Genomic DNA, 24,122 nt, shown 5'->3' on the forward strand with positions numbered 1-24,122 from the left:
CTTCTCTCGCCAGATCGTTAAAATCAAGTCGTCTTAAAACGTAATACAGGTTGCGCCCTGCTCAGCACCGGAGAGTTTCTCACGCAGCGCACCAAACATTTCGCGCCCTGTCCCCACGCGCGAGGCGCTCAGGTCAGGAATATGGGGGTTACGTGCCGCCAGCTCTGCGTCATCGACCAGCAGGGTTAACTCGCCTGTCTGTCCGTTTACGCGGATCATGTCGCCGTCACGCACTTTCGCCAGCAACCCGCCGTCATAAGCTTCCGGCGTCACGTGGATGGCGGAAGGCACTTTACCGGATGCGCCTGATAGGCGTCCATCGGTCACCAGTGCAATTTTGAAACGGCGGTCCAATAATACACCAAGTGGTGGCATAAGTTTATGTAATTCTGGCATCCCGTTGGCTTTCGGCCCCTGATGACGCACCACCACCACGCAGTCTTTGTCGAGAAGCCCGGCGTCAAAGGCAGGTAATACGTCATGCTGGCTTTCGAACACCACCGCCGGTGCTTCGATAACCTGATTCTCTTCCGGTACGGCAGAGGTTTTCATCACCGCACGCCCCAGGTTACCGCTCAGCACTTTGGTGCCACCGTGAGGAGAGAACGGTTTGTCGATGGTGGCAATCACCTGCGGGTCAAGGGAGGCGCTCGCGCCATCACGCCAGTCCAGCTCGCCGTTGTTCAGCCACGGCTCCTGGGTGTAGCGTTTCAGGCCGAAGCCCGCCACGGTGTTCACATCTTCATGCAGCAGACCGCCCTTCAGCAGCTCGCGCATCAGCAGCGGTACGCCGCCTGCGGCCTGGAAGTGGTTAATGTCCGCCGGACCGTTCGGGTACAGGCGCGCCATCAGCGGCACCACGGATGAGATCTCGGAGAAGTCATCCCAGTTAATCAGAATACCCGCCGCACGCGCCATGGCCACCAGGTGCATGGTGTGGTTAGTTGACCCCCCGGTTGCCAGCAGCGCGACGATACCGTTGACGATGACTTTTTCATCAACCATTTTGCCCATCGGCATCCATTCGTTGCCGTTTCCGGTCAGACGCGTGACCTGACGTGCCGCTGCCTCGGTCAGCGCTTTGCGCAACGGGGCATCCGGCTGGATAAAGGACGAGCCCGGAAGCTGCATCCCCATAAACTCCACCACCATCTGGTTCGTGTTCGCGGTACCGTAAAACGTACAGGTGCCCGGCGCATGGTAAGACGCGGCTTCCGCCTCCAGCAGCGCCTGGCGATCGGCTTTCCCTTCAGCATACAGCTGGCGGATACGCACTTTTTCTTTGTTAGGCAGACCGCTTGCCATCGGGCCGGATGGCACAAAGATCGCAGGCAGATGACCAAACGACAGCGCAGCCATGACCAGACCCGGGACAATCTTGTCGCATACGCCGAGATACAGCGCGCCATCAAACATGTTGTGTGACAGCCCAACCGCCGCAGACATCGCAATCACCTCACGGCTCAGCAGCGACAGCTCCATACCGTCCTGCCCCTGCGTCACGCCGTCGCACATGGCAGGCACCCCGCCCGCTACCTGACCAACGGCATTCACGCTGTGCAGCGCTTTACGGATGATGTCAGGATAGACCTCATACGGCTGGTGCGCGGAAAGCATGTCGTTATAGGAGGTGATGATGGCGATATTGTTACGCAACATGCTTTTCAGCGACGCTTTATCTTCAGGCTGGCAGGCGGCGAAGCCGTGAGCCAGGTTACCGCAGGCCAGCTGCGAGCGGTGGACGGTGTTGCTCTTTGCCTGTTCAATCCGGGCGAGGTAGGCCGAACGGGTCTCTTTCGAGCGCTCGATAATGCGTTGTGTTACGCGTAACAATGTCGGATTCATAAAAGCTCCTCTCATTTTATCTGTCCGGGCTCGGGAGTTTACAAAGTCGCTGGCAGTTGTTAACAACGCTGAAACGCTTGCTGTCCGGAGCTCAGGGGCAAAATCACTTCCGGCAGTGTAATAAAAAAAGCTCCGCGGGTGAATCCACACGGAGCTTAAAAGTCAAAAATTATGCCGCGAGCTGTGTTAGATCATGTTACCGGTAAAATAACACTTTCGGGCTAGCGGATTATCTTACTCAAACTCGTTCCAGGAGCGACCATCGCGGGTGATCATCGCCACTGACGCAACAGGTCCCCAGGTGCCTGCCTGATACGGTTTTGGCGCATCCTGATCGGCAGCCCAGGCTTCGGTAATGGAGTCGACCCATTTCCATGCCTCTTCCACTTCATCGCGACGCACGAACAGCGCCTGGATACCGCGCATGGTTTCCAGCAGCAGACGCTCGTAAGCATCCGCCAGGTGCGTCTGGTTGAAGGTTTCGGAGTAGCTCAGGTCCAGCTTGGTGGTCTGCAGGTTGTGTTTATGATCCAGGCCCGGCACTTTGTTCAGGATCTGGATATCGACCCCTTCGTCCGGCTGCAGACGAATGGTCAGCTTGTTCTGCGGCAGCTCCTGCCAGGACTCTTTGAACAGGTTCAGTTCCGGGTTTTTAAAGTAGACCACCACTTCGGAGCACTTGGTCGGCAGACGTTTACCGGTGCGCAGGTAGAACGGTACCCCCGCCCAGCGCCAGTCGTCGATGTCCACGCGGATCGCCACAAACGTCTCGGTGTTGCTGGACTTATTCGCGCCCTCTTCTTCCAGGTAGCCTGGCACTTTTTTGCCTTGCGCAAACCCGGCGGTGTACTGCCCACGCACGGTCTTCTCACGCACGTTGGAGCGGTCGATGCGGCGCAGTGATTTCAGTACTTTCACTTTGGCGTCACGAATGCTGTCCGCCGTCAGATCGGACGGTGGCGACATGGCAATCATGCACAGGATTTGCAGCAGGTGGTTCTGGATCATGTCGCGCATCTGACCGGCCTGGTCAAAGTAACCCCAGCGACCTTCAATGCCCACCTCTTCCGCCACGGTGATTTCCACGTGGTCGATGGTGCGGTTGTCCCAGTTATTGACAAACAGGGAGTTAGCAAAACGCAGCGCCAGCAGGTTCAGAACCGTCTCTTTACCGAGGTAATGGTCAATACGGTAAACCTGGCACTCTTCAAAGAACTCGCCCACCTGGTCGTTGATTTCACGCGAGGTGGCCAGTGACGTCCCCAGCGGTTTTTCCATCACGACGCGAGCCGGCTTGGCGTTCAGTTTGGCTTCGCCCAGCCCTTTGCAAATGGCGCCGAAGGTGCTTGGCGGCATGGCGAAATAGTTAATGGTGACACGGTTTTTCTGATCCAGCATCGCGCCTAAACGGCTAAACGCGCTGACGTCATTCACGTCCAGATTGCAGAAATCGAGACGGCCACTCAGGGTATCCCACAAACTTTCATCAATTTTTTCTTTCATGAAAGTTTCGAGCGCCTCGCGGACGACTTTGGTGTAAGCGTCCTTGTCCCAGTCGGCGCGCCCAACACCCAGGATACGGGTATCCGGATGAATTTGGCCCGCTTTCTCCAGTTGATACAGGGAAGGCAGCAATTTTCGGCGTGCAAGATCGCCTTTCGCGCCGAAAATGACCAGGTCACATGCCTGGGCTGTTTGCGTTACCGCCATGTCATTCTCCTCAGTTGGATCACCTGGTACTTCCGCCAGGTATCGTTGTAATTTTATTACAATGCACTGTACTGCTTTTACGTCATTCCCGAAACCATTAGCGCTTATCGTCGCGTGCGATACCGCGATTTTTCACCCTTCAGACGATTACGATGGCGTAATGACGCAACAACCGTCGATTCTTTGCGCAACAGGGCCGCAGCAAAACCCGACACCGATCAAGTTATGAAAAAAAACAACAACATTATCTTGTCGATTGTTACCCTTTCTGGAAGTCACAGGGGTAATATCGGCTAAATCGAATTACGATTTCATCAATTTATGAAATCGTTTACACCCATGAGCGTCCTGTTAACATGAACATGCTGGAAAAAATCCAGTTTCAACTGGAACACCTTAGCAAATCCGAACGTAAAGTGGCCGAGGTCATTCTGGCTTCTCCCGCGCAGGCGATCCATTCAAGCATCGCCGCTCTGGCACAGGAAGCGGGTGTGAGCGAACCGACGGTCAACCGCTTTTGCCGCAGCCTGGAAACACGCGGCTTCCCTGATTTTAAACTGCATCTGGCACAAAGTCTGGCTAATGGCACCCCCTATGTTAATCGCAATGTGGATGAAGACGACAGTGTTGATGCCTATACCGCGAAAATATTTGAATCAGCCATGGCCTCGCTTGACCACGTCCGCCAGTCTCTGGATATGAGCGCCGTGAATCGCGCGGTGGATCTCCTTACCCAGGCCAAGCGGATTGCGTTCTTTGGTCTCGGCTCGTCGGCGGCCGTGGCGCATGACGCCATGAACAAATTTTTCCGCTTTAACGTCCCGGTGATTTATTCCGATGACATTGTGCTGCAACGCATGAGCTGTATGAATTGCAGTGAAGATGACGTCGTGGTACTGATTTCGCATACCGGCCGCACCAAGAGTCAGGTCGAGCTGGCGCAGCTGGCTCGTGAAAACGATGCCATGGTTATCGCGCTTACCACGGCGGGCACACCACTGGCCCGTGAGGCGACGCTGGCGATCACGCTCGACGTACCGGAAGACACCGATATTTATATGCCGATGGTCTCCCGCCTGGCGCAGCTCACGGTGATTGACGTGCTGGCGACCGGTTTTACCTTACGTCGGGGGGCAAAATTCCGGGATAACTTGAAGCGGGTCAAGGAAGCGCTTAAGGAATCGCGTTTTGATAAAGAATTGCTTATAAAGAGCGATGTTCGATAGTTGATAACGAAGACGTAACGAATAATTACGATGTAACGATTTACGGCATTCGGTCCACTCGCTGCTGCCTTGCGGCAGATGATGGCCGATTCAATGTTCACGCAACACCAAAGTTGTTTCAGTCAACGGAGTATTACATGTCCAGAAGGCTTCGCAGAACCAAGATCGTAACCACCTTAGGCCCGGCCACCGATCGTGATAATAATCTCGAGAAAATTATCGCCGCTGGCGCCAACGTGGTGCGTATGAACTTCTCTCACGGTACGCCAGAAGACCATAAATTACGTGCCGATAAAGTGCGTGAAATCGCAGCAAAACTGGGCCGCCACGTCGCTATCCTTGGCGATTTGCAGGGTCCTAAGATTCGTGTTTCAACCTTTAAAGAGGGGAAAGTTTTCCTCAATATTGGTGATAAGTTCCTGCTTGATGCCAACCTGGGCAAAGGCGAAGGCGATAAAGAGAAAGTCGGTATCGACTATAAAGGCCTGCCAGCGGACGTGGTACCGGGCGATATCCTGCTGCTCGACGACGGTCGCGTTCAGCTGAAGGTGCTGGAAGTTCAGGGCATGAAGGTGTTCACCGAAGTCACCGTCGGCGGTCCACTCTCCAACAATAAAGGCATCAACAAACTGGGCGGTGGTCTCTCTGCGGAAGCGCTGACCGACAAAGACAAAGCGGACATCGTGACCGCGGCGCTGATTGGCGTTGACTACCTGGCGGTCTCCTTCCCGCGCTGCGGCGAAGACCTGAACTATGCGCGTCGTCTGGCACGTGATGCTGGTTGTGATGCCAAAATCGTTGCGAAAGTTGAGCGTGCGGAAGCCGTTTGCGATCAGGATGCCATGGACGATGTGATCCTCGCGTCTGACGTAGTGATGGTTGCGCGTGGCGACCTGGGTGTGGAAATCGGTGACCCTGAGCTGGTCGGGATCCAGAAAGCGCTGATCCGTCGCGCACGTCAGCTGAACCGCGCGGTGATCACCGCCACTCAGATGATGGAATCCATGATCACCAACCCGATGCCAACCCGTGCGGAAGTTATGGACGTGGCCAACGCCGTGCTGGACGGTACCGATGCGGTGATGCTCTCGGCGGAAACCGCTGCGGGTCAGTACCCTGCAGAGACCGTGGCCGCCATGGCGCGCGTCTGCCTGGGCGCTGAAAAGATCCCGAGCATCAACGTCTCTAAACACCGTCTGGACGTGCAGTTCGACAACGTGGAAGAAGCGATTGCCATGTCCGCCATGTATGCCGCGAACCACCTTAAAGGCGTAACGGCGATCATCACCATGACCGAATCCGGCCGTACTGCGCTGATGACCTCGCGTATCAGCTCCGGCCTGCCGATCTTCGCCATGTCTCGTCACGAACGTACGCTGAACCTGACGGCGCTGTACCGCGGTGTGACGCCGGTACACTTCGACAGCACCAATGACGGCGTGGCCGCGGCGCACGATGCCGTAAACCTGCTGCGCGACAAAGGTTATCTGGTCTCTGGTGATATCGTTATCGTGACCCAGGGTGATGTGATGAGCACTATCGGCTCAACCAACACCACGCGCGTACTCACAGTCGAATAATAACGGAAATGTGCGATCCCCTCTCCCCTGTGGGGAGAGGGACAGGGTGAGGGGTGTTTTTTATTTCTTTGGATACAGCTCTTTGCGTTTATACGGCTCTTTTTCACCCGGCTTACGCGTTTTGAGCAACTTCAGGATCCACGTGTACTGCTCAGCATGCGGTCCCACCAGAATCTCCACCTCTTCATTCATGCGACGGGCGATGGTGCGATCGTCCGCGGTGAGCAGATCGTCCATCGGCGGACGCACCTCAATGCTCAGGCGATGGGTATTGCCATCGTAGGTCGGGAAAAGCGGTATCACGCGGGCGCGGCACACTTTCATCAGACGGCCAATCGCGGGGAGGGTCGCCTTATAGGTTCCGAAGAAATCCACAAACTCACTGTGCTCCGGGCCGTGGTCCTGATCCGGCAAATAGTAGCCCCAGTATCCCTGACGCACAGACTGAATAAACGGTTTAATACCGTCATTTCGCGCATGCAGGCGGCCACCAAAACGACGACGTACGGTATTCCAGACGTAATCGAAGATCTTGTTGCCCTGGTTGTGGAACATTGCCGCCATCTTCTGCCCCTGAGAGGCCATCAGCATGGCAGGAATATCCACGCCCCAGCCGTGCGGAACGAGAAAAATGACTTTCTCCTCGTTGCGTCGCATCTCGTCGATAATCTCCAGCCCTTTCCAGTCAACACGCTCCATGACTTTCTCCGGCCCTTTCAGCGCCAGCTCTGCCATCATCGCCATTGCCTGCGGGGCGGTGGTATACATTGCGTCAATAATGGCCTCGCGCTCGGCATCGCTCTTTTCCGGGAAGCAGTAATAGAGGTTAATTTGCGCGCGGCGACGGGCGCTTTTGCCTAAGCGTCCGGCCAGTCGGCCTATTTTGCCCAGAACAGGATCGCGAACGGAGGCTGGCAGCATCGCGATGCCCGCAAAGGCGTAAACGCCAAGCCAGGCGCCCCAGTTGCGCGGATGACGAAAGGATTTTTCAAACTCAGGAATGTATTCAATATTGTTTTTTTGGGTTTCCATGCTGGATCCAGGGTCTGATGACGCAAAATTTAATGCAGATAGTGTAGCGAGGCAGTCGCCCACGCACAAAAGAAAAAGCCGGCGCATACTGACGCCGGCTTTTTTAACAAAAACAGGAAGCTTAGTTTAAGCTCAGCTGCGGCACCACCTCTTTTACCTGCGCCAGGTAATCAGTACGATCTTTACCTGTCAGGCCTTCGGTGCGCGGCAGTTTCGCCGTCAGCGGGTTCACAGCTTGCTGGTTGATCCACACTTCATAGTGCAGGTGCGGACCGGTGGAACGTCCGGTATTGCCGGAAATGGCGATACGGTCGCCACGCTTCACTTTCTGGCCCGGTTTGACCAGCAGCTTACGCAGGTGCATATAGCGAGTGGTGTATGTACGGCCATGACGCACCGCGACATAATAACCGGCTGCACCGCTACGTTTAGCAACCACCACTTCACCATCCCCTACCGCCAGTACCGGCGTGCCCTGCGGCATAGCGAAGTCAACGCCACGGTGCGGCGCGACGCGTCCGGTGACCGGGTTCAGGCGACGCGGGTTAAAGTTAGAGGAGACACGGAACTGTTTGGCTGTCGGGAAGCGCAGGAAACCTTTCGCAAGTCCCGTACCGGTGCGGTCATAGAACTTACCGTCTTCGGCGCGGATCGCGTAGTAATCCTTGCCCTCGGAGCGCAGACGTACCCCCAGCAGCTGGCTTTGTTCGCGCTTGCCATCCAGCATTTCGCGGGACATCAGGACGGAAAACTCATCGCCCTTCTTCAGTTTGCGGAAATCCATTTGCCACTGCATGGCTTTAATCACCGAACTGATTTCAGCGCTGGTCAATCCTGCATCGCGCGCGCTGGAGACAAAGCTCGCGCCCACGGTACCTTTCAGTACGCTGTTAACCCAGTCGCCCTTCTGCATTTCGCTGGTCATCTTGAAACCGTTTGCAGTGCGATCGTAGGTTCGGGTTTCACGGCGGGACATTTCCCAGGTCAGGCGTTGCAAATCCCCGTCCGCGGTTAATGTCCAGGAGAGCTGTTGCCCAATTTTCAGGTTGCGAAGATCTTTATCAGCAGCCGCCAGCTGGCTGATATTGCCCATGTCGATGCCGTACTGGTTCAGCACGCTGCTGAGCGTGTCCCCGGTTGAAACAACGTATTCGTGGATACCCGCTTCGTTTTCGGTTTTATCGTCCAGCTCATCCTGCGGGATGGCTTCATCTTCCTGGGCCGCCTGGTCAATCGGTTCACTGGCTTCAGGCAGCAAAGAACGGATTTCGCTCTTCTCAAGCTCTATGGTTTTGATGATAGGGGCAGAACTCGGGTGGTAAACATAGGGCCGCCAGACGGCGACCGCTAAGGTGAGAACTGTAAGCGACCCCAGCATAACGCGGTGGGGTCGAGGCAGATTGTTAAATGCCAGAGCGACAGAGCGGGCTATCTGTTGCACGTATTCACTTCCTCGTTAATCTCCTTTCAGGCAGCTCGCATACTGGTTCGCCAGTTGGCTGAGGAACTGCGAATAGCTCGCTTTGCTCAACTGGATATTCGTTCCTAGCGGGTCAAGGGTCCCCATGCGCACGGATGTCCCCCTGGCCACGGCTTCTACGACCGCTGGCCTGAACTGTGGCTCAGCAAAAACGCATGTTGCTTTTTGCTCAACCAGCTGTGTTCTGATTTCATGTAAACGCTGCGCACCAGGCTGAATTTCAGGGTTGACGGTGAAATGACCCAGCGGGGTCAGGCCGTAGTGTTTCTCGTAATAGCCGTAGGCGTCATGAAAAACGAAATACCCTTTTCCTTTCAGCGGTGCGAGCTCATTACCTACCTGCTTATCGGTTGCGGCTAATTGTGCCTCAAAATCCTTCAGGTTGGCGTCAAGTTTGGCTCGACTTTGCGGCATAAGTTCCACTAATTTGTCATGGATTGCAACCGCCGAAAGCCGCGCTATCTCTGGGGAAAGCCAAAGATGCATGTTGTACTCGCCGTGATGGTGATCCTCATCACCTTTTTCACTGTCAGCATGATGATGGTCATGTTCGTCACCGTCGTCATCCGCGCCTTTCATGAGCAGCGGTTTCACTCCGGGAAGTGTGGCAATCGCAACCTGTTTTTCGCCCGCGATCTGTTTTGCCGACTTCTGCATAAACGCTTCCATTTCTGGTCCAATCCAGACCACTAAGTCTGCGTTTTGTAAGCGTTTTACATCCGAAGGGCGCAGGGAATAGTCGTGCTCAGATGCCCCATCCGGGAGTAAAACCTCAGTCTGTGTCACCCCATCAGCAATGGCCGACGCGATGAACCCGAGCGGTTTAAGCGAAGCGACAACGGCAGCGTTAACATCTTGTGCGGTTGTACCCCAAAGGGCAGCGGATAATGCTGCGAAAAGAAGCGTATTTTTATGTAACATAATGCGACTAATCATCGTAGTGAATGCGTGAAATGTGATATTATAACATTCGTTGACTTCTTCAAGCTTAAAATGACATGACGACATTGGTTTCTCTTGAAAATATTTCGGTCTCATTTGGTCAGCGCCGCGTCCTCTCTGACGTGTCGCTGGATCTGAAGCCCGGTAAAATTCTTACGCTGCTCGGCCCCAATGGCGCAGGTAAATCGACCCTGGTGCGCGTGGTGCTGGGTCTGGTCGTCCCCGATGAAGGCGTGATCGCGCGCGAGGAAAAATTGCGAATCGGCTATGTGCCGCAAAAACTTCACCTCGATGCCACGCTGCCCCTGACGGTCAGCCGTTTCCTGCGTTTACGTCCCGGCACGCGGAAAGCGGATATTCTCCCGGCACTGAAACGCGTGCAGGCGGGTCATCTTATCGATGCGCCGCTGCAAAAACTCTCTGGCGGCGAAACGCAACGTGTTTTACTTGCCCGCGCGCTGTTGAGCAGCCCACAGCTGCTGGTCCTGGATGAGCCCACCCAAGGGGTGGATGTTAACGGCCAGGTCGCGCTGTACGACCTCATCGACCAGCTGCGCCGGGAACTGAACTGCGCGGTGCTGATGGTCTCCCACGATTTACATCTGGTGATGGCGAAAACCGATGAAGTGCTGTGCCTCAACCATCATATCTGCTGTTCCGGCACGCCTGAAGTGGTATCAATGCATCCGGAATTTATCTCCATGTTCGGCCCTCGCGGCGCTGAACAGCTGGGCATTTATCGCCATCATCATAATCATCGCCATGATTTACAGGGACGAATCGTTCTGCGTCGGGGAAATGGACACTCATGATTGAACTATTACTGCCCGGCTGGCTGGCCGGGATTATGCTTGCCTGCGCCGCGGGGCCGCTGGGCTCGTTTGTGGTGTGGCGCAGAATGTCCTATTTCGGTGATACTCTGGCGCATGCGTCTCTGTTGGGCGTTGCCTTTGGCCTGCTGCTGGATGTAAATCCCTTCTATGCGGTGATTGTCGTCACGCTGCTGCTCGCGGCCGGTCTGGTCTGGCTGGAAAAACGTCCTCACCTTGCCATCGACACGCTGCTGGGCATCATGGCGCACAGCGCCCTGTCCCTGGGTCTGGTGGTGGTCAGTCTGATGTCGAATATCCGTGTCGATCTGATGGCCTACCTGTTCGGCGACCTGCTGGCCGTGACGCCGGAGGATCTGATCGCTATCGCCATTGGCGTGATCGTGGTCCTGGGGATTTTGCTCTGGCAGTGGCGTAATCTGCTGGCGATGACCGTCAGCCCCGATCTGGCGTTTGTCGACGGCGTGAAGCTGCAGCGTGTAAAACTGCTGCTGATGCTGGTGACGGCGTTAACCATAGGCGTGGCGATGAAGTTTGTCGGTGCGCTGATTATCACCTCACTGCTGATTATTCCGGCCGCCACGGCACGTCGTTTTGCGCGTACGCCGGAACAGATGGCCGGCGTGGCGGTTATCGTCGGCATGATTGCCGTGACGGGGGGATTAACCTTCTCGGCGTTCTATGACACGCCTGCGGGGCCGTCCGTGGTGCTGAGTGCGGCGGTGTTATTTATCTTCAGTATGATGAAAAAGACCGCGCAGTAGTCAGTATGTCCCCGGTGGCGCTTCGCTTACCGGGGCTACAAAACCCTTCCCCACTCAGGGCATCGCCGGCGGCGTAATGCCGAAATGATTCCACGCCCGCACTGTTGCCATGCGTCCACGCGGGGTGCGCTGCAGGAACCCCTGCTGGATGAGATACGGCTCAAGCACATCTTCGATCGTTTCGCGCTCTTCACCGATCGCCGCCGCCAGGTTATCCAGCCCAACCGGACCGCCAAAGAACTTGTCCAGCACCGCCAGCAGCAGCTTGCGGTCCATATAGTCAAAACCTTCAGCATCAACGTTCAGCATATCCAGCGCCTGCGCGGCAATCTCGGCTGAAATCGTGCCATCATGCTTTACTTCAGCAAAGTCGCGCACTCGGCGCAGCAGACGGTTAGCGATACGCGGCGTGCCGCGGGAGCGCTTCGCCACTTCAAACGCACCTTCTTCGCTCATATCCAGCCCCATGTAGCGCGCGCTGCGTCCCACAATATGCTGCAGGTCCGGCACCTGATAAAACTCCAGGCGCTGCACGATCCCAAAGCGGTCACGCAGTGGAGAAGTTAACGACCCGGCACGGGTGGTAGCACCAATCAGGGTAAACGGCGGGAGGTCGATTTTGATGGAGCGCGCAGCCGGCCCTTCACCGATCATGATATCCAGCTGGTAATCTTCCATCGCCGGATAGAGCACCTCTTCCACCACCGGTGACAGGCGGTGGATCTCATCAATAAACAGTACATCATGCGGTTCGAGGTTGGTCAGCATCGCCGCCAGATCGCCCGCCTTCTCCAGCACCGGGCCGGAGGTGGTGCGCAGGTTGACGCCCATCTCATTGGCGACGATATTCGCCAGCGTGGTTTTCCCCAACCCCGGAGGGCCAAAGATCAGCAGGTGATCGAGCGCATCGCCGCGCAGTTTTGCCGCCTGGATGAAAATTTCCATCTGGGAACGGACCTGCGGCTGGCCGATATACTCATCAAGCAGTTTCGGGCGGATCGCGCGATCCACCACATCTTCTGCCTGAAGGGTGCCTGCCGATACCAGGCGATCTGCTTCAATCATCCTTTACCTCACAATGCAGCGCGCAGCGCTTCACGAATCAGGGTTTCACTGCTGGCATCCGGTTTGGCAATTTTGCTCACCATACGGCTGGCCTCCTGAGGTTTATAGCCCAGCGCCACCAGCGCAGCAACCGCTTCCTGCTCGGCGTCATCATCGGTCGCAGGCGCGCCAGGGGACGTCAGCACCAGATCGGCCGCCGGGGTGAAGAGATCGCCATGCAGTCCTTTAAAGCGGTCTTTCATCTCGACAATCAGGCGCTCGGCGGTTTTTTTGCCGATGCCAGGAAGTTTAATCAGCGCCGCAGGATCTTCACGCTCAACGGCATTCACAAACTGCTGGGCTGACATGCCGGAAAGAATTGCCAGCGCCAGTTTCGGCCCCACCCCATTGGTTTTAATCAACTCGCGGAACAGGGTACGCTCCTGTTTGTTATTGAAACCGTACAGCAGTTGCGCATCTTCACGCACCACAAACTGGGTAAAGACAATCGCCTCTTTGCCCGCGTCCGGCAGCTCGTAGAAACAGGTCATCGGCATATGGACTTCATAGCCCACACCACCCACTTCCAGCAGCACTAACGGGGGTTGTTTTTCAATGATGATGCCTCTGAGTCTGCCTATCACGTGACGCTCCTGCGTTCTGGAAGAAATTAACTGCCGACATAATAAAAAAAGGCTGGATAAACATCCAGCCTGATTTGTCATTATCGTAACCTGCCTCGCGCCAGATTGAGCCGCGACTCGCTCATTTGCATCGCGTTCTGGCTGACGTGGCAGTGGGTAATCGCGATAGCCAGCGCATCCGCGGCGTCGGCCTGCGGGTTCGCGGGAAGCTTCAGCAAGGTCCGCACCATGTGCTGCACCTGGCTTTTCTCCGCGCTACCAATCCCCACCACCGTCTGCTTGACCTGTCTTGCCGCGTATTCGAATACCGGCAAATCCTGGTTCACCGCCGCCACAATGGCCACCCCCCGCGCCTGACCGAGCTTTAACGCCGAATCGGCGTTTTTCGCCATAAAGACCTGCTCGATGGCGAAATAATCTGGCTGAAACTGGGTGATGATCTCCGTTACGCCTGCATAGATAAGCTTCAGGCGTGACGGCAGATCGTCCACTTTGGTGCGAATACACCCGCTGCCAAGGTAGGTTAGCTGGCGTCCTACCTGACGGATGACGCCATAACCGGTGACGCGTGAGCCAGGGTCAATCCCAAGGATAATCGACATCACGCGTCTCCTGTAACGGATTTACACGCTCTCATCAGAGAGTCGCTGCAACCTCATCAGAGATTTCACCGTTGTGATACACTTCCTGCACGTCGTCACAGTCTTCCAGCATGTCGATCAGACGCAGCAGTTTCGGCGCGGTTTCCGCATCCATGTCTGCTTTGGTAGAAGGGATCATGGAGACTTCCGCGTTGTCCGCTTTCAGACCCGCCGCTTCCAGCGCATCACGCACGGCACCCATCTCTTCCCACGCGGTGTAAACATCGATTGCGCCATCATCGTAGGTCACGACGTCTTCCGCACCGGCCTCCAGCGCCGCTTCCATGATCACATCTTCGTCGCCTTTCTCGAAGGAGATGACGCCTTTTTTGCTGAACAGGTAGGCCACGGAACCGTCAGTCCCCAGGTTACCACCGCATTTGCTGAAGGCATGACGCACTTCTGCAACGGTACGGTTACGGTTGTCAGACAGACATTCAACCATCACCGCGGTACCGCCAGGGCCGTAACCTTCATAAATGATGGTTTCCATGTTCGCGTCTTCATCACCGCCCACGCCACGTGCGATAGCACGGTTCAGGGTGTCACGCGTCATGTTGTTAGACAGCGCCTTATCCACCGCCGCGCGCAGACGCGGGTTAGAAGCCGGATCGCCGCCGCCCAGACGCGCTGCAGTCACCAGCTCGCGAATAATTTTAGTAAAGATCTTACCGCGCTTGGCATCCTGTGCCGCTTTGCGGTGTTTGGTGTTGGCCCACTTACTATGACCTGCCATAAAAAGTTCTCCAAAAATCGCGCCTTCTCAGGCTGCGTTAATTACAAATTCTTCAATCGCCTGCCGGTTGCTCCACGACTTGGTCAGTGCGGCGGCATCCGCCGCATTCACCCAGCGGTAGGTCAGGTGTTCGGTAAACACGATCTCCCGCTCATGGGGAAGCGCGAGACAGAACCACGACTCCGTATTGCGCTCGGTACCCGGCGCGTAGCGATGACGTAAATGGCTAAAAATTTCAAACTCCACCGTACGCTGACAGTCCTTCAGGGTCAGTTGCTCGCGGGCAACATCAATGGCGACCTCTTCCTTTACTTCGCGCGCGGCGGCCTGCAACGCGGTTTCCCCCTCTTCCAGACTGCCGGTAACCGACTGCCAGAAATCAGGGTCATCGCGCCGCTGCAACATCAGCACCCGCTTCGTGTCTTCTGCATAGATGACCACCAGGACCGAAACGGGAAGCTTATATGTCATATCAGTTTTTCTCTTCCTTCTTCACCACGTCAATGCCCAGCTCAGCCAGCGCGGCCGGGTTGGCAAAGCTTGGCGCTTCGGTCATCAGACACGCTGCTGCGGTGGTTTTCGGGAAGGCAATAACATCACGGATGTTATCGGTGCCGGTCAGCAGCATGGTCAGACGGTCAAGACCGAAAGCCAGACCCGCATGCGGAGGCGTACCGTATTTCAGCGCGTCCAGCAGGAAGCCGAATTTCTCGCGCTGCTCCTGCTCGTTGATGCCCAGGATACCGAACACGGTCTGCTGCATTTCACCGCTGTGAATACGCACGGAACCGCCGCCCACTTCGTAGCCGTTGATGACCATATCGTAGGCGTTAGCGACCGCATCTTCCGGCGCCGCTTTCAGCTCTGCAGCCGTCATGTCTTTCGGCGAGGTGAACGGGTGGTGCATCGCGGTCAGACCGCCTTCGCCGTCATCTTCGAACATTGGGAAGTCAATCACCCACAGCGGCGCCCATTTGGACTCGTCGGTCAGGTTCAGATCTTTACCCAGCTTCAGACGCAGCGCGCCCATCGCATCCGCTACGATTTTCTTGTTATCTGCGCCGAAGAAGATCATATCGCCATCTTGCGCGCCGGTGCGCTCAAGGATCGCTTCCACGATCTCCGCGTTCAGGAATTTCGCGACCGGGCTGGTGATCCCTTCCAGGCCTTTCGCGCGCTCGGTGACTTTAATATAAGCCAGACCTTTCGCGCCGTAGATCTTGATGAAGTTGCCGTAGTCGTCAATCTGCTTACGGCTCAGTGCCGCACCGCCCGGTACGCGCAGCGCAGCGACACGGCCTTTGGCGTCGTTAGCCGGGCCGGCAAAGACCGCAAATTCTACGGATTTTACCAGGTCCGCCACGTCCACCAGCTCCATCGGGTTACGCAGGTCCGGTTTATCAGAGCCGTAGCGACGCTCGGCTTCCGCGAAGGTCATGATCGGGAAGTCGCCCAGCTCAACGCCTTTCACGTCGTTCCACAGGCTACGCACCAGCGCTTCCATCACTTCACGCACCTGTTCGGCGGTCATGAAGGAGGTTTCCACATCGATCTGGGTAAATTCTGGCTGGCGGTCAGCACGCAGGTCTTCGTCACGGAAGCATTTCACGATCTGATAATAGCGATCGAAGCCGGACATCATCAGCAGCTGTTTGAACAGCTGTGGAGACTGTGGCAGCGCGTAGAATTTGCCTTTATGAACGCGGGATGGCACAAGGTAATCGCGCGCGCCTTCCGGCGTGGCTTTGGTCAGCATCGGGGTTTCGATGTCGAGGAAACCGTGGTCATCCATAAAACGGCGCACCAGGCTGGTGATTCTCGCACGTGTTTTCAGGCGCTGAGCCATTTCCGGGCGACGCAGATCCAGATAGCGGTATTTCAGACGCGCTTCTTCAGTGTTGACGTGGTTGGAGTCCAGCGGCAGCGCTTCAGCACGGTTGATGATCGTCAGATCGGACGCCAGCACTTCAATGGCACCGGTCGCCATGTCCGCGTTGACGTTTTTCTCGTCACGCGCACGCACGGTGCCGGTGACCTGAATGCAGAACTCATTACGCAGCTCAGAAGCCAGTTTCAACGCGTCCGCACGATCCGGATCGAAGAACACCTGAACGATACCTTCGCGGTCGCGCATATCGATGAAGATAAGGCTACCAAGATCACGACGACGGTTGACCCAACCACACAGGGTCACCTGCTGTCCGACGTGGGACTGACGCAGCTGCCCGCAATATTCTGTACGCATGAGATATCCCTTAATTAGCCGCAGGCTAAATGTCGCCTGGCGTGCAGGCTACTATGTCGCAGCTTTCTGTATGTCACAACTGGATGAAAAAAGGCGGCTATTATACTGGAAATTCCGCCGGACGATAAGAGCGAACCACGGCCAGACGGTCGTTTGCTGCACGCTTATTGTCTATTCTCACAAAAATTAACAAAATTATCCGACCGATAACAGGCCATCACGTCGTATGGTGTCTGGAAGTGGTTAATTTAACGGGAGTAACGATGTTAACATTTGATGCCAGCAAAACCGCGCTTGTGGTGATTGATTTACAGGAAGGCATACTGCCTTTTGCCGGTGGCCCGCACAGCGCGGACGACGTGGTAAGCCGCGCCGCTCGCCTGGCGGAAAAATGCCGCGCCAGCGGTGCCCCGGTGGTTATGGTCCGTGTCGGCTGGTCAGCCGATTACGCCGAAGCGTTAAAACAGCCCGTTGACGCACAGGCTCCTGCGCGTGCCCTGCCGGAAAGCTGGTGGACGTACCCGGTCTCACTCGGCAAACGCGACAGCGACATTGAAGTGACTAAACGTCAGTGGGGCGCATTTTACGGCACCGATCTCGAGCTACAGCTGCGCCGTCGCGGCATCGACACCATTATTCTGTGCGGCATTTCCACCAACATCGGCGTGGAATCTACCGCCCGTAACGCATGGGAGCTGGGCTTTAATCTGGTGATCGCCGAGGATGCCTGCAGCGCCGCCACCGCGGAACAGCACCAGGGCAGCATGACCCATATCTTCCCGCGCATTGGCCGCGTGCGCAGCACGGATGAGATTTTACGCGCGCTATGATGTATGTCGGTTTGCCCCAGTGGTCGCACCCGAAATGGGTGCGCCTTGGCATCACCAGCCTTGAGGAGTATGCCCGACACTTCAACTGTGTCGAGGGTAACACCACCCTGTATGCGCTCCCCAAAGCAGAGGTTGTTGCGCGCTGGCGGGAACAAACGACGGATGACTTCCGCTTCTGCTTCAAGTTTCCGGCCACCATTTCCCACCAGGCCGCGCTGCGCAACTGCGGAGAGTTGACCGAAGAATTTTTTACGCGCATGTCACCGCTGGCGAACCGCATTGGTCAGTACTGGCTCCAGCTTCCCGCCACGTTTGCCCCGCGCGACCTGCCTGCGCTCTGGCAGTTCCTGGATGCCCTGCCCCGTGACTTCACCTACGGCGTCGAAGTCCGACACCAGCAATTCTTTGCGAAGGGCGAAGCGGAAAAAGCCCTCAATCGCGGCCTGCTTGAGCGTTCCGTTAACCGGGTGATCCTCGACAGCCGCCCCGTCCACAGCGCCATCCCGCACAGTGAAGCGATTGTGGATGCCCAGCGCAAAAAACCGAAAGTGCCGGTTCACGCCATTGTGACCGCGCAGAACCCGATGGTCAGGTTTATCGGCAGCGATAATATGCAGCAAAACCAGGCGATGTTCGCCGTCTGGCTGCAGACATTAGCGAAGTGGGAACAGACCACCACGCCGTATCTCTTTTTGCACACGCCGGATATCGCCCAGGCACCCGAACTGGTCGATGCTCTGTGGGAGGCCTTGCAGGCTGCGGTCCCGGCCGTAGGAAGCGCCCCTTCCATTCCACAACAATCTTCTCTTTTCTGATATCACCCCCTATCATAGGGAAGTGCCATCTGCCAAAAACAGGGAGTTTGTATGGTCAGCGCGCTGTATGCGGTGTTAGGTGCATTACTGCTGATTAAGTTTTCATTTGATGTTGTGCGCCTCAGAACGCAGTACCGCGTCTCTTACGGCGACGGCGGATTTTCTGAGCTACAAAGCGCTATCCGCATTCACGGCAATGCGGTTGAATATATCCCCGCGGGATTAATCCTGTTGCTTTTTATGGAGATGAATGGCGCAGAAACCTGGATGGTACACATCTGTGGCCTGCTGCTGATTGCTGGCCGGCTAATGCATTATTATGGCTTTCACCATCGCCTGTTCCGCTGGCGTCGTTCCGGCATGAGTGCGACCTGGTGTTCACTTTTGCTGATGGTGCTGGCTAACCTGTGGTATATGCCGTGGGAGTTGGTTTTCTCCCTCCATTAGCGCACAATACGCCACTTTATTTTTCCCGGATTTTTACGTTATGTCAGATCGCGACACGCTTTTTTCCGCGCCTATCGCCAGCCTGGGCGACTGGACCTTCGATGAACGGGTAGCTGAAGTCTTCCCGGATATGATCCAGCGCTCTGTTCCCGGTTATTCCAATATTATCTCTATGATCGGCATGCTGGCTGAGCGCTTCGTTCAACCCGGCACGCAGGTCTATGACCTGGGCTGCTCGCTCGGCGCGGCAACGCTGTCGGTTCGTCGTAATGTTCACCACGAAGGCTGTCGGATCATCGCCGTCGATAATTCCCCGGCCATGGTGGAACGCTGCCGTCGCCATATTGACGCGTACAAAGCCCCTGTTCCGGTGGACGTGGTGGAAGGCGATATCCGTGATATCGAGATCAATAACGCGTCGATGGTGGTGCTGAATTTCACCCTGCAGTTCCTGGTGCCTGAAGACCGCCAGCGTCTGCTGGACAAAATTTATCAGGGGCTGAATCCTGGCGGCGCGCTGGTGCTCTCAGAGAAATTCAGCTTTGAAGATGCCGAGGTTGGCGAGCTGCTGTTCAATATGCACCACGATTTCAAGCGTGCGAACGGCTACAGCGAGCTGGAGATCAGCCAGAAACGCAGCATGCTCGAAAACGTAATGCTGACGGACTCCGTGGAAACCCACAAAGCGCGCCTGCGTCAGGCCGGTTTTGAGCACAGTGAACTGTGGTTCCAGTGCTTCAACTTTGGCTCTCTGGTGGCGCTGAAAGCGGGGAATGCGGCATGATTGAGTTCAGCAACTTTTATCAGCTGATTGCCAAAAGCCCGCTCTCCCACTGGCTGGAGACGCTGCCTGCGCAAATTGCCGCCTGGCAGCGGGACCAGCAGCACGGCCTGTTAAAACAGTGGTCGAATGCGGTGGAATACCTGCCCGAGCTGACCCCGCATCGTCTGGATCTCCTGCACAGTGTGACTGCCGAGAGCGCAGAACCGCTTCCGGCAGGTCAGGTCAACCGCATCGAAACGCTGATGCGTAACCTGATGCCGTGGCGTAAAGGGCCATTTTCCCTTTACGGCGTGAACATCAATACCGAATGGCGCTCTGACTGGAAATGGGATCGCGTTCTGCCGCATCTTTCCGACCTGACCGGGCGCACCATTCTGGACGTCGGCTGCGGCAGCGGTTACCACATGTGGCGCATGATTGGCGCAGGGGCGCATCTGGCAGTGGGTATTGACCCGATGCAGCTCTTCCTGTGCCAGTTTGAAGCGGTGCGTAAACTATTGGGTAACGACCAGCGCGCGCACCTGCTGCCGCTGGGCATTGAGCAGCTCCCGGCCCTGAAAGCCTTTGATACCGTGTTCTCCATGGGCGTGCTTTACCATCGCCGCTCTCCGCTGGAGCATTTATGGCAGCTTAAGGATCAGCTGGTCAGCGGCGGTGAACTGGTGCTGGAAACGCTGGTGGTGGAAGGTGACGAAAATACCATTCTGGTACCGGGTGATCGCTATGCGCAAATGCGCAATGTCTACTTCATCCCTTCCGCGCTGGCGCTGAAGAACTGGCTGGAGAAGTGCGGGTTTGTGGATGTACGGATTGCCGACGTCAGCGTGACCTCCATCGAGGAACAGCGCCGCACCGACTGGATGGTCACCGAATCGCTGGAGCAGTTCCTCGACCCGGCCGATCGCAGCAAAACCATTGAAGGCTATCCCGCCCCGATGCGTGCGGTGCTGATTGCCACGAAGCCGTAGTTTTCCCCTCACCCCGGCCCTCTCCCCATAGGGGCGAGGGAGAAAAACCGCACCGAGCCGTCCCCTCTCCCCTATGGGGAGAGGGTTAGGGTGAGGGGATAAAAAAAGGCCCCTGTTGAAATTGCAGGGGCCTGGTACAAGCAAGCATCATATTGGGCGACATGATGCGCGGTAAAAATCGGTACGTTGCTACACGTGATGGCGCTCAATCAGCGACTTCATTTCCGCAACCGACTCTCCCTCTACACCGTAGCGTGAGTACTCATCCGCTTCAGCATCCGTCGACATTGACAATCCTGTATTGCGATAACGCATGGGCGACGGCATCCATTTGCCTGCCGAGCTGTGCAGCTCTTCAACCCCGGCGTTTAAAAACCGTTCCAGATTGCTGGCACGGACTCCCGCACCCGCCATTATTATTGGAACACCGGAATGGGCTTTTAGTTCCGTAATTAATTGCAGTCCTTTTTCAGCAGACGCCTGCTGCCCGGATGTCAGAATGCGCGCCACACCCAGTTCGCCCAGCGTATCAAAGGCTTGCAGTGGGTTTTTACACATATCAAACGCACGATGAAACGTGACGGCCATTCCTTTCGCGGCGTCCATGACCTGACGCATACGCGGCAGATCGATCTCACCGTCTTCATTAAGCAGACCAATGACCAGACCGGGGAACCCCAAATCGCGCACGAGGGCGATATCTTCAAGCATGGCGCCGAACTCACCCGGCGTGTAACAAAAATCGCCGCCGCGAGGACGAATAATCGGGTGAACGGGAACGGTGACGGCCTCACGGGCAGACGTCAACACGCCGTACGAGGGCGTCAGCCCGCCCTCTTTGGGGGCTGCGCACAGTTCGATGCGGTCAGCTCCGTGTTTTTGCGCGGTCACGGCACACTCCACGCTGTAACAACAAATCTCCAGCAGCGCCATTTAATCCTCCTGAAATCCCACTTAACGAATCATCATGACACGCCGGCCGTTTTCAGTCCCGGCGTGAACTCACATCTCTTACGCTTCACTGGCTACAATCTGTTCAATGGTCCACGGATGAAACTTCACCGTGACCTGTCCGTCAGTGACGGCAAGCGTCGGGTTAGGTAACCGCTCGCGTTCGCCTTTGGGTGAGCTCGTTTTCACATAAATCCCCGGCTGGCTTAAGCCTTCGTCAGATAACAGCGCCAGCGCGCGCGCGTTCAGTGTTTCAGGCTCACCCGGCAGGACAATTTCGATGTGTTCCCAACCTTCGTGCGGATAGCGTTTCTCGCCCGGCCACGGCAGTTCAACCACGGTAAATTGCCAGTGCGCCACGCAGACCGGCTGGTGCAGTTTGAACAGGCAAATCGGACGGCCATTAATGATGTTCTCAGAGAGTAACTCGCCACACTGTTCGAACCCGCGACGCCAGCGCTCGGCGGTCGCATTCTGATGGCAGCGCAAAGAGATGTGATCGGCCTCAAGTGGCGCGATATCCAGACCAAGACGGGTGGCAAGTTCTGTGAACGCCTGGGTGAAGCGCGGTAAATCTGCGGAAATCTCATGCAGTTCGTCAATGGATTGCCAGTTCGCCATAAGTCAGTCTCTTATCGTATCGCAAAGCCGCTAATTTACTCTGTTGCCCTGTTTTGACCAACCGCTGAATACGGCTTTTTATGACTGCATGATTATGCACACCTTCTTAGCCTGGATTCTGAGCAATCTTCGGCCCCCGCGATGCTGACGCCAGAAGGCATTTGCAGTATACTCCCGCCCTAAATTCTTTAACTGGCGCGGGCGGTTGTAGGCCCGCATCAAAAACGTAAGGTATCCAGGTGAATATTCAGGCTCTTCTCTCCGAAAAAGTCAGTCAGGCACTGATTGCCGCAGGTGCGCCTGCGGATTGCGAACCGCAGGTTCGTCAGTCAGCAAAAGTACAGTTTGGCGACTATCAGGCTAATGGCGTGATGGCAGTGGCTAAAAAACTGGGTATGCCGCCGCGACAACTCGCTGAGCAGGTACTGACGCATCTGGATCTCGCTGGCATTGCCAGCAAAACTGAAATTGCCGGCCCGGGCTTTATTAATATCTTCCTGGATCCTGCGTTCCTGGCAAGCCACGTTGACGCGGCACTGAAATCTGACCGTCTGGGTGTTTCCCGGCCACAGGCGCAGACCGTGGTAATCGACTACTCCGCCCCGAACGTGGCGAAAGAGATGCACGTTGGCCACCTGCGCTCCACCATCATCGGTGATGCCGCGGTGCGTACGCTCGAATTCCTTGGTCACAAGGTGATTCGTGCGAACCACGTGGGCGACTGGGGTACCCAGTTCGGTATGCTGATTGCTTACCTGGAAAAACAGCAGCAGGAAAACGCGGGTGAAATGGCGCTGGCGGACCTGGAAGGGTTCTATCGCGAAGCCAAAAAACACTACGACGAAGACGAAGCCTTTGCCGAACGCGCGCGCAGCTACGTGGTAAAACTGCAGGGCGGCGATCAATACTTCCTCGAGATGTGGCGCAAGCTGGTTGACATTACCATGTCTCAGAACCAGCTCACCTATAACCGTCTTAACGTCACCCTGACCCGTGACGACGTGATGGGTGAAAGCCTGTACAACCCAATGCTGCCGGGTATTGTGGCTGATCTGAAAGCGAAAAACCTGGCGGTTGAGAGCGAAGGCGCAACGGTTGTGTTCCTTGATGAGTACAAAAACAAGGAAGGCGAACCGATGGGCGTGATCATCCAGAAAAAGGATGGCGGCTATCTCTACACCACTACCGACATCGCCTGCGCGAAATACCGTTACGAAACGCTGCACGCCGACCGCGTGCTGTACTACATCGACTCCCGTCAGCACCAGCACCTGATGCAGGCGTGGACGATTGTGCGTAAAGCCGGTTACGTACCGGATAGCGTGCCGCTGGAACACCACATGTTCGGCATGATGCTGGGTAAAGACGGCAAGCCGTTCAAAACCCGCGCGGGCGGTACCGTGAAACTCTCCGATCTGCTGGACGAAGCGCTGGAACGCGCCCGCCGTCTGGTGGCCGAGAAGAACCCGGATATGCCTGCCGATGAGCTGGAAAAACTGGCCAACGCCGTGGGTATCGGTGCGGTGAAATACGCGGATCTTTCCAAGAACCGTACCACCGACTATATCTTCGACTGGGATAACATGCTGGCCTTTGAAGGCAATACCGCGCCATACATGCAGTATGCTTACACCCGCGTGCTGTCCGTATTCCGTAAAGCCAATATTGACGAAAGCGTGCTGGCGAATGCGACGGTGACCCTCAGCGAAGATCGTGAAGCGCAGCTGGCGGCGCGTCTGCTGCAGTTCGAAGAGACGCTGACGGTTGTCGCGCGTGACGGTACACCGCACGTGATGTGTGCTTACCTGTACGATCTGGCGGGCCTGTTCTCCGGCTTCTACGAGCACTGCCCTATTCTGTCTGCGGAAAATGAAGCGGTCCGTAACAGCCGCCTGAAGCTGGCGCAGCTGACGGCGAAGACCCTGAAGCTGGGTCTGGATACTCTGGGTATCGAAACCGTAGAGCGTATGTAAAAAAAGAAACCCGG

The 24,122-nt window shown here is 56.2% G+C and carries 23 protein-coding genes; 10 read left to right on the forward strand and 13 right to left on the reverse strand.

Going from position 1 to position 24,122, the window contains the following annotated elements:
- Positions 1-33 precede the first annotated feature (33 nt).
- Together edd and zwf are read right to left on the reverse strand one after the other, a co-directional pair.
- On the reverse strand, positions 34-1,845 hold the full coding sequence (edd, locus tag C5687_RS13355; protein ID WP_045286373.1) for a phosphogluconate dehydratase: 1,812 nt from the start codon (positions 1,843-1,845) through the stop codon (positions 34-36).
- 234 nt (positions 1,846-2,079) lie between these two features.
- Positions 2,080-3,555, reverse strand: coding sequence for a glucose-6-phosphate dehydrogenase (gene zwf, locus C5687_RS13360; RefSeq protein WP_028013613.1), 1,476 nt, complete (start codon positions 3,553-3,555; stop codon positions 2,080-2,082).
- Positions 3,556-3,911: 356 nt separating this feature from the next.
- On the opposite strand from zwf, the gene C5687_RS13365 reads away from it, so the two are divergent.
- Positions 3,912-4,781, forward strand: a complete 870-nt coding sequence (locus C5687_RS13365) for a MurR/RpiR family transcriptional regulator (protein WP_025756918.1) — start codon at positions 3,912-3,914, stop codon at positions 4,779-4,781.
- Positions 4,782-4,918: 137 nt separating this feature from the next.
- On the forward strand, positions 4,919-6,361 hold the full coding sequence (gene pyk / locus C5687_RS13370; RefSeq protein WP_020883399.1) for a pyruvate kinase: 1,443 nt from the start codon (positions 4,919-4,921) through the stop codon (positions 6,359-6,361).
- Between the two features lie 60 nt (positions 6,362-6,421).
- Here pyk and lpxM read toward each other — a convergent pair whose 3' ends face one another.
- From lpxM to znuA, 3 genes are all read right to left on the reverse strand, one after another.
- The gene (gene lpxM / locus C5687_RS13375; protein ID WP_095441570.1) at positions 6,422-7,393 is read right to left on the reverse strand and encodes a lauroyl-Kdo(2)-lipid IV(A) myristoyltransferase; all 972 of its coding nucleotides are present in this window, start codon (positions 7,391-7,393) and stop codon (positions 6,422-6,424) included.
- 121 nt (positions 7,394-7,514) lie between these two features.
- The gene (gene mepM, locus C5687_RS13380) at positions 7,515-8,834 is read right to left on the reverse strand and encodes a murein DD-endopeptidase MepM (protein WP_025756921.1); all 1,320 of its coding nucleotides are present in this window, start codon (positions 8,832-8,834) and stop codon (positions 7,515-7,517) included.
- 15 nt (positions 8,835-8,849) lie between these two features.
- Positions 8,850-9,794: a zinc ABC transporter substrate-binding protein ZnuA gene (gene znuA / locus C5687_RS13385; protein WP_047959829.1), complete on the reverse strand. Its 945-nt coding sequence runs from the start codon at positions 9,792-9,794 to the stop codon at positions 8,850-8,852.
- A gap of 77 nt (positions 9,795-9,871) precedes the next feature.
- On the opposite strand from znuA, the gene znuC reads away from it, so the two are divergent.
- Entirely contained in the window at positions 9,872-10,627 is a 756-nt protein-coding gene (gene znuC / locus C5687_RS13390; protein WP_047958960.1) for a zinc ABC transporter ATP-binding protein ZnuC, read from the forward strand.
- Positions 10,624-11,409, forward strand: a complete 786-nt coding sequence (gene znuB / locus C5687_RS13395) for a zinc ABC transporter permease subunit ZnuB (protein ID WP_025756923.1) — start codon at positions 10,624-10,626, stop codon at positions 11,407-11,409. The genes znuC and znuB overlap by 4 nt, the downstream gene beginning before the upstream one ends.
- Before the next feature lie 54 nt (positions 11,410-11,463).
- Here znuB and ruvB read toward each other — a convergent pair whose 3' ends face one another.
- The 6 genes from ruvB to aspS form a co-directional block, all read right to left on the reverse strand.
- Positions 11,464-12,474 (reverse strand): Holliday junction branch migration DNA helicase RuvB, encoded by a 1,011-nt coding sequence (gene ruvB / locus C5687_RS13400; protein WP_025756924.1) that lies wholly within the window; start codon positions 12,472-12,474, stop codon positions 11,464-11,466.
- 8 nt (positions 12,475-12,482) lie between these two features.
- Positions 12,483-13,097, reverse strand: a complete 615-nt coding sequence (gene ruvA, locus C5687_RS13405; RefSeq protein WP_025756925.1) for a Holliday junction branch migration protein RuvA — start codon at positions 13,095-13,097, stop codon at positions 12,483-12,485.
- Positions 13,098-13,177: 80 nt separating this feature from the next.
- Complete coding sequence (gene ruvC, locus C5687_RS13410) at positions 13,178-13,699, reverse strand: crossover junction endodeoxyribonuclease RuvC (protein WP_014832404.1); 522 nt, start codon at positions 13,697-13,699, stop codon at positions 13,178-13,180.
- A 34-nt stretch (positions 13,700-13,733) separates the two neighbouring features.
- Complete coding sequence (locus tag C5687_RS13415; RefSeq protein ID WP_045286369.1) at positions 13,734-14,474, reverse strand: YebC/PmpR family DNA-binding transcriptional regulator; 741 nt, start codon at positions 14,472-14,474, stop codon at positions 13,734-13,736.
- Between the two features lie 27 nt (positions 14,475-14,501).
- A complete protein-coding gene (nudB, locus tag C5687_RS13420) occupies positions 14,502-14,945 on the reverse strand; it encodes a dihydroneopterin triphosphate diphosphatase (protein ID WP_025756926.1) in 444 nt (147 codons plus the stop codon).
- Between the two features lies 1 nt (position 14,946).
- The gene (gene aspS / locus C5687_RS13425) at positions 14,947-16,719 is read right to left on the reverse strand and encodes an aspartate--tRNA ligase (RefSeq protein ID WP_059386787.1); all 1,773 of its coding nucleotides are present in this window, start codon (positions 16,717-16,719) and stop codon (positions 14,947-14,949) included.
- A gap of 263 nt (positions 16,720-16,982) precedes the next feature.
- Between aspS and C5687_RS13435 the strand changes: the two genes are divergently transcribed.
- Genes C5687_RS13435 through cmoB form a run of 5 tightly spaced genes read left to right on the forward strand, consistent with a single transcriptional unit; the run spans position 16,983 to position 20,563 of the window.
- Positions 16,983-17,549 (forward strand): hydrolase, encoded by a 567-nt coding sequence (locus C5687_RS13435; RefSeq protein WP_104557100.1) that lies wholly within the window; start codon positions 16,983-16,985, stop codon positions 17,547-17,549.
- Entirely contained in the window at positions 17,546-18,364 is an 819-nt protein-coding gene (locus tag C5687_RS13440; protein ID WP_104557101.1) for a DUF72 domain-containing protein, read from the forward strand. The genes C5687_RS13435 and C5687_RS13440 overlap by 4 nt, the downstream gene beginning before the upstream one ends.
- 51 nt (positions 18,365-18,415) lie before the next feature.
- Positions 18,416-18,811 (forward strand): MAPEG family protein, encoded by a 396-nt coding sequence (locus C5687_RS13445; protein ID WP_025756930.1) that lies wholly within the window; start codon positions 18,416-18,418, stop codon positions 18,809-18,811.
- Positions 18,812-18,851: 40 nt separating this feature from the next.
- Positions 18,852-19,595 (forward strand): carboxy-S-adenosyl-L-methionine synthase CmoA, encoded by a 744-nt coding sequence (cmoA, locus tag C5687_RS13450; protein ID WP_025756931.1) that lies wholly within the window; start codon positions 18,852-18,854, stop codon positions 19,593-19,595.
- Positions 19,592-20,563: a tRNA 5-methoxyuridine(34)/uridine 5-oxyacetic acid(34) synthase CmoB gene (gene cmoB, locus C5687_RS13455; protein WP_104557102.1), complete on the forward strand. Its 972-nt coding sequence runs from the start codon at positions 19,592-19,594 to the stop codon at positions 20,561-20,563. Before cmoA ends, cmoB begins: the two co-directional genes overlap by 4 nt.
- Before the next feature lie 189 nt (positions 20,564-20,752).
- On the opposite strand, the gene cutC is transcribed toward cmoB, so the two are convergent.
- Positions 20,753-21,496: a copper homeostasis protein CutC gene (cutC, locus tag C5687_RS13460; protein ID WP_094919669.1), complete on the reverse strand. Its 744-nt coding sequence runs from the start codon at positions 21,494-21,496 to the stop codon at positions 20,753-20,755.
- Between the two features lie 78 nt (positions 21,497-21,574).
- Entirely contained in the window at positions 21,575-22,135 is a 561-nt protein-coding gene (locus tag C5687_RS13465; RefSeq protein WP_104557103.1) for a VOC family protein, read from the reverse strand.
- A gap of 239 nt (positions 22,136-22,374) precedes the next feature.
- Here C5687_RS13465 and argS point away from each other — a divergent pair, with 239 nt between their 5' ends.
- Positions 22,375-24,108: an arginine--tRNA ligase gene (argS, locus tag C5687_RS13475; RefSeq protein ID WP_104557104.1), complete on the forward strand. Its 1,734-nt coding sequence runs from the start codon at positions 22,375-22,377 to the stop codon at positions 24,106-24,108.
- Positions 24,109-24,122 lie beyond the last annotated feature (14 nt).

It is taken from the genome of Enterobacter sichuanensis, assembly GCF_002939185.1.
In the GTDB taxonomy this organism is placed as follows: Bacteria; Pseudomonadota; Gammaproteobacteria; order Enterobacterales; family Enterobacteriaceae; genus Enterobacter; species Enterobacter sichuanensis.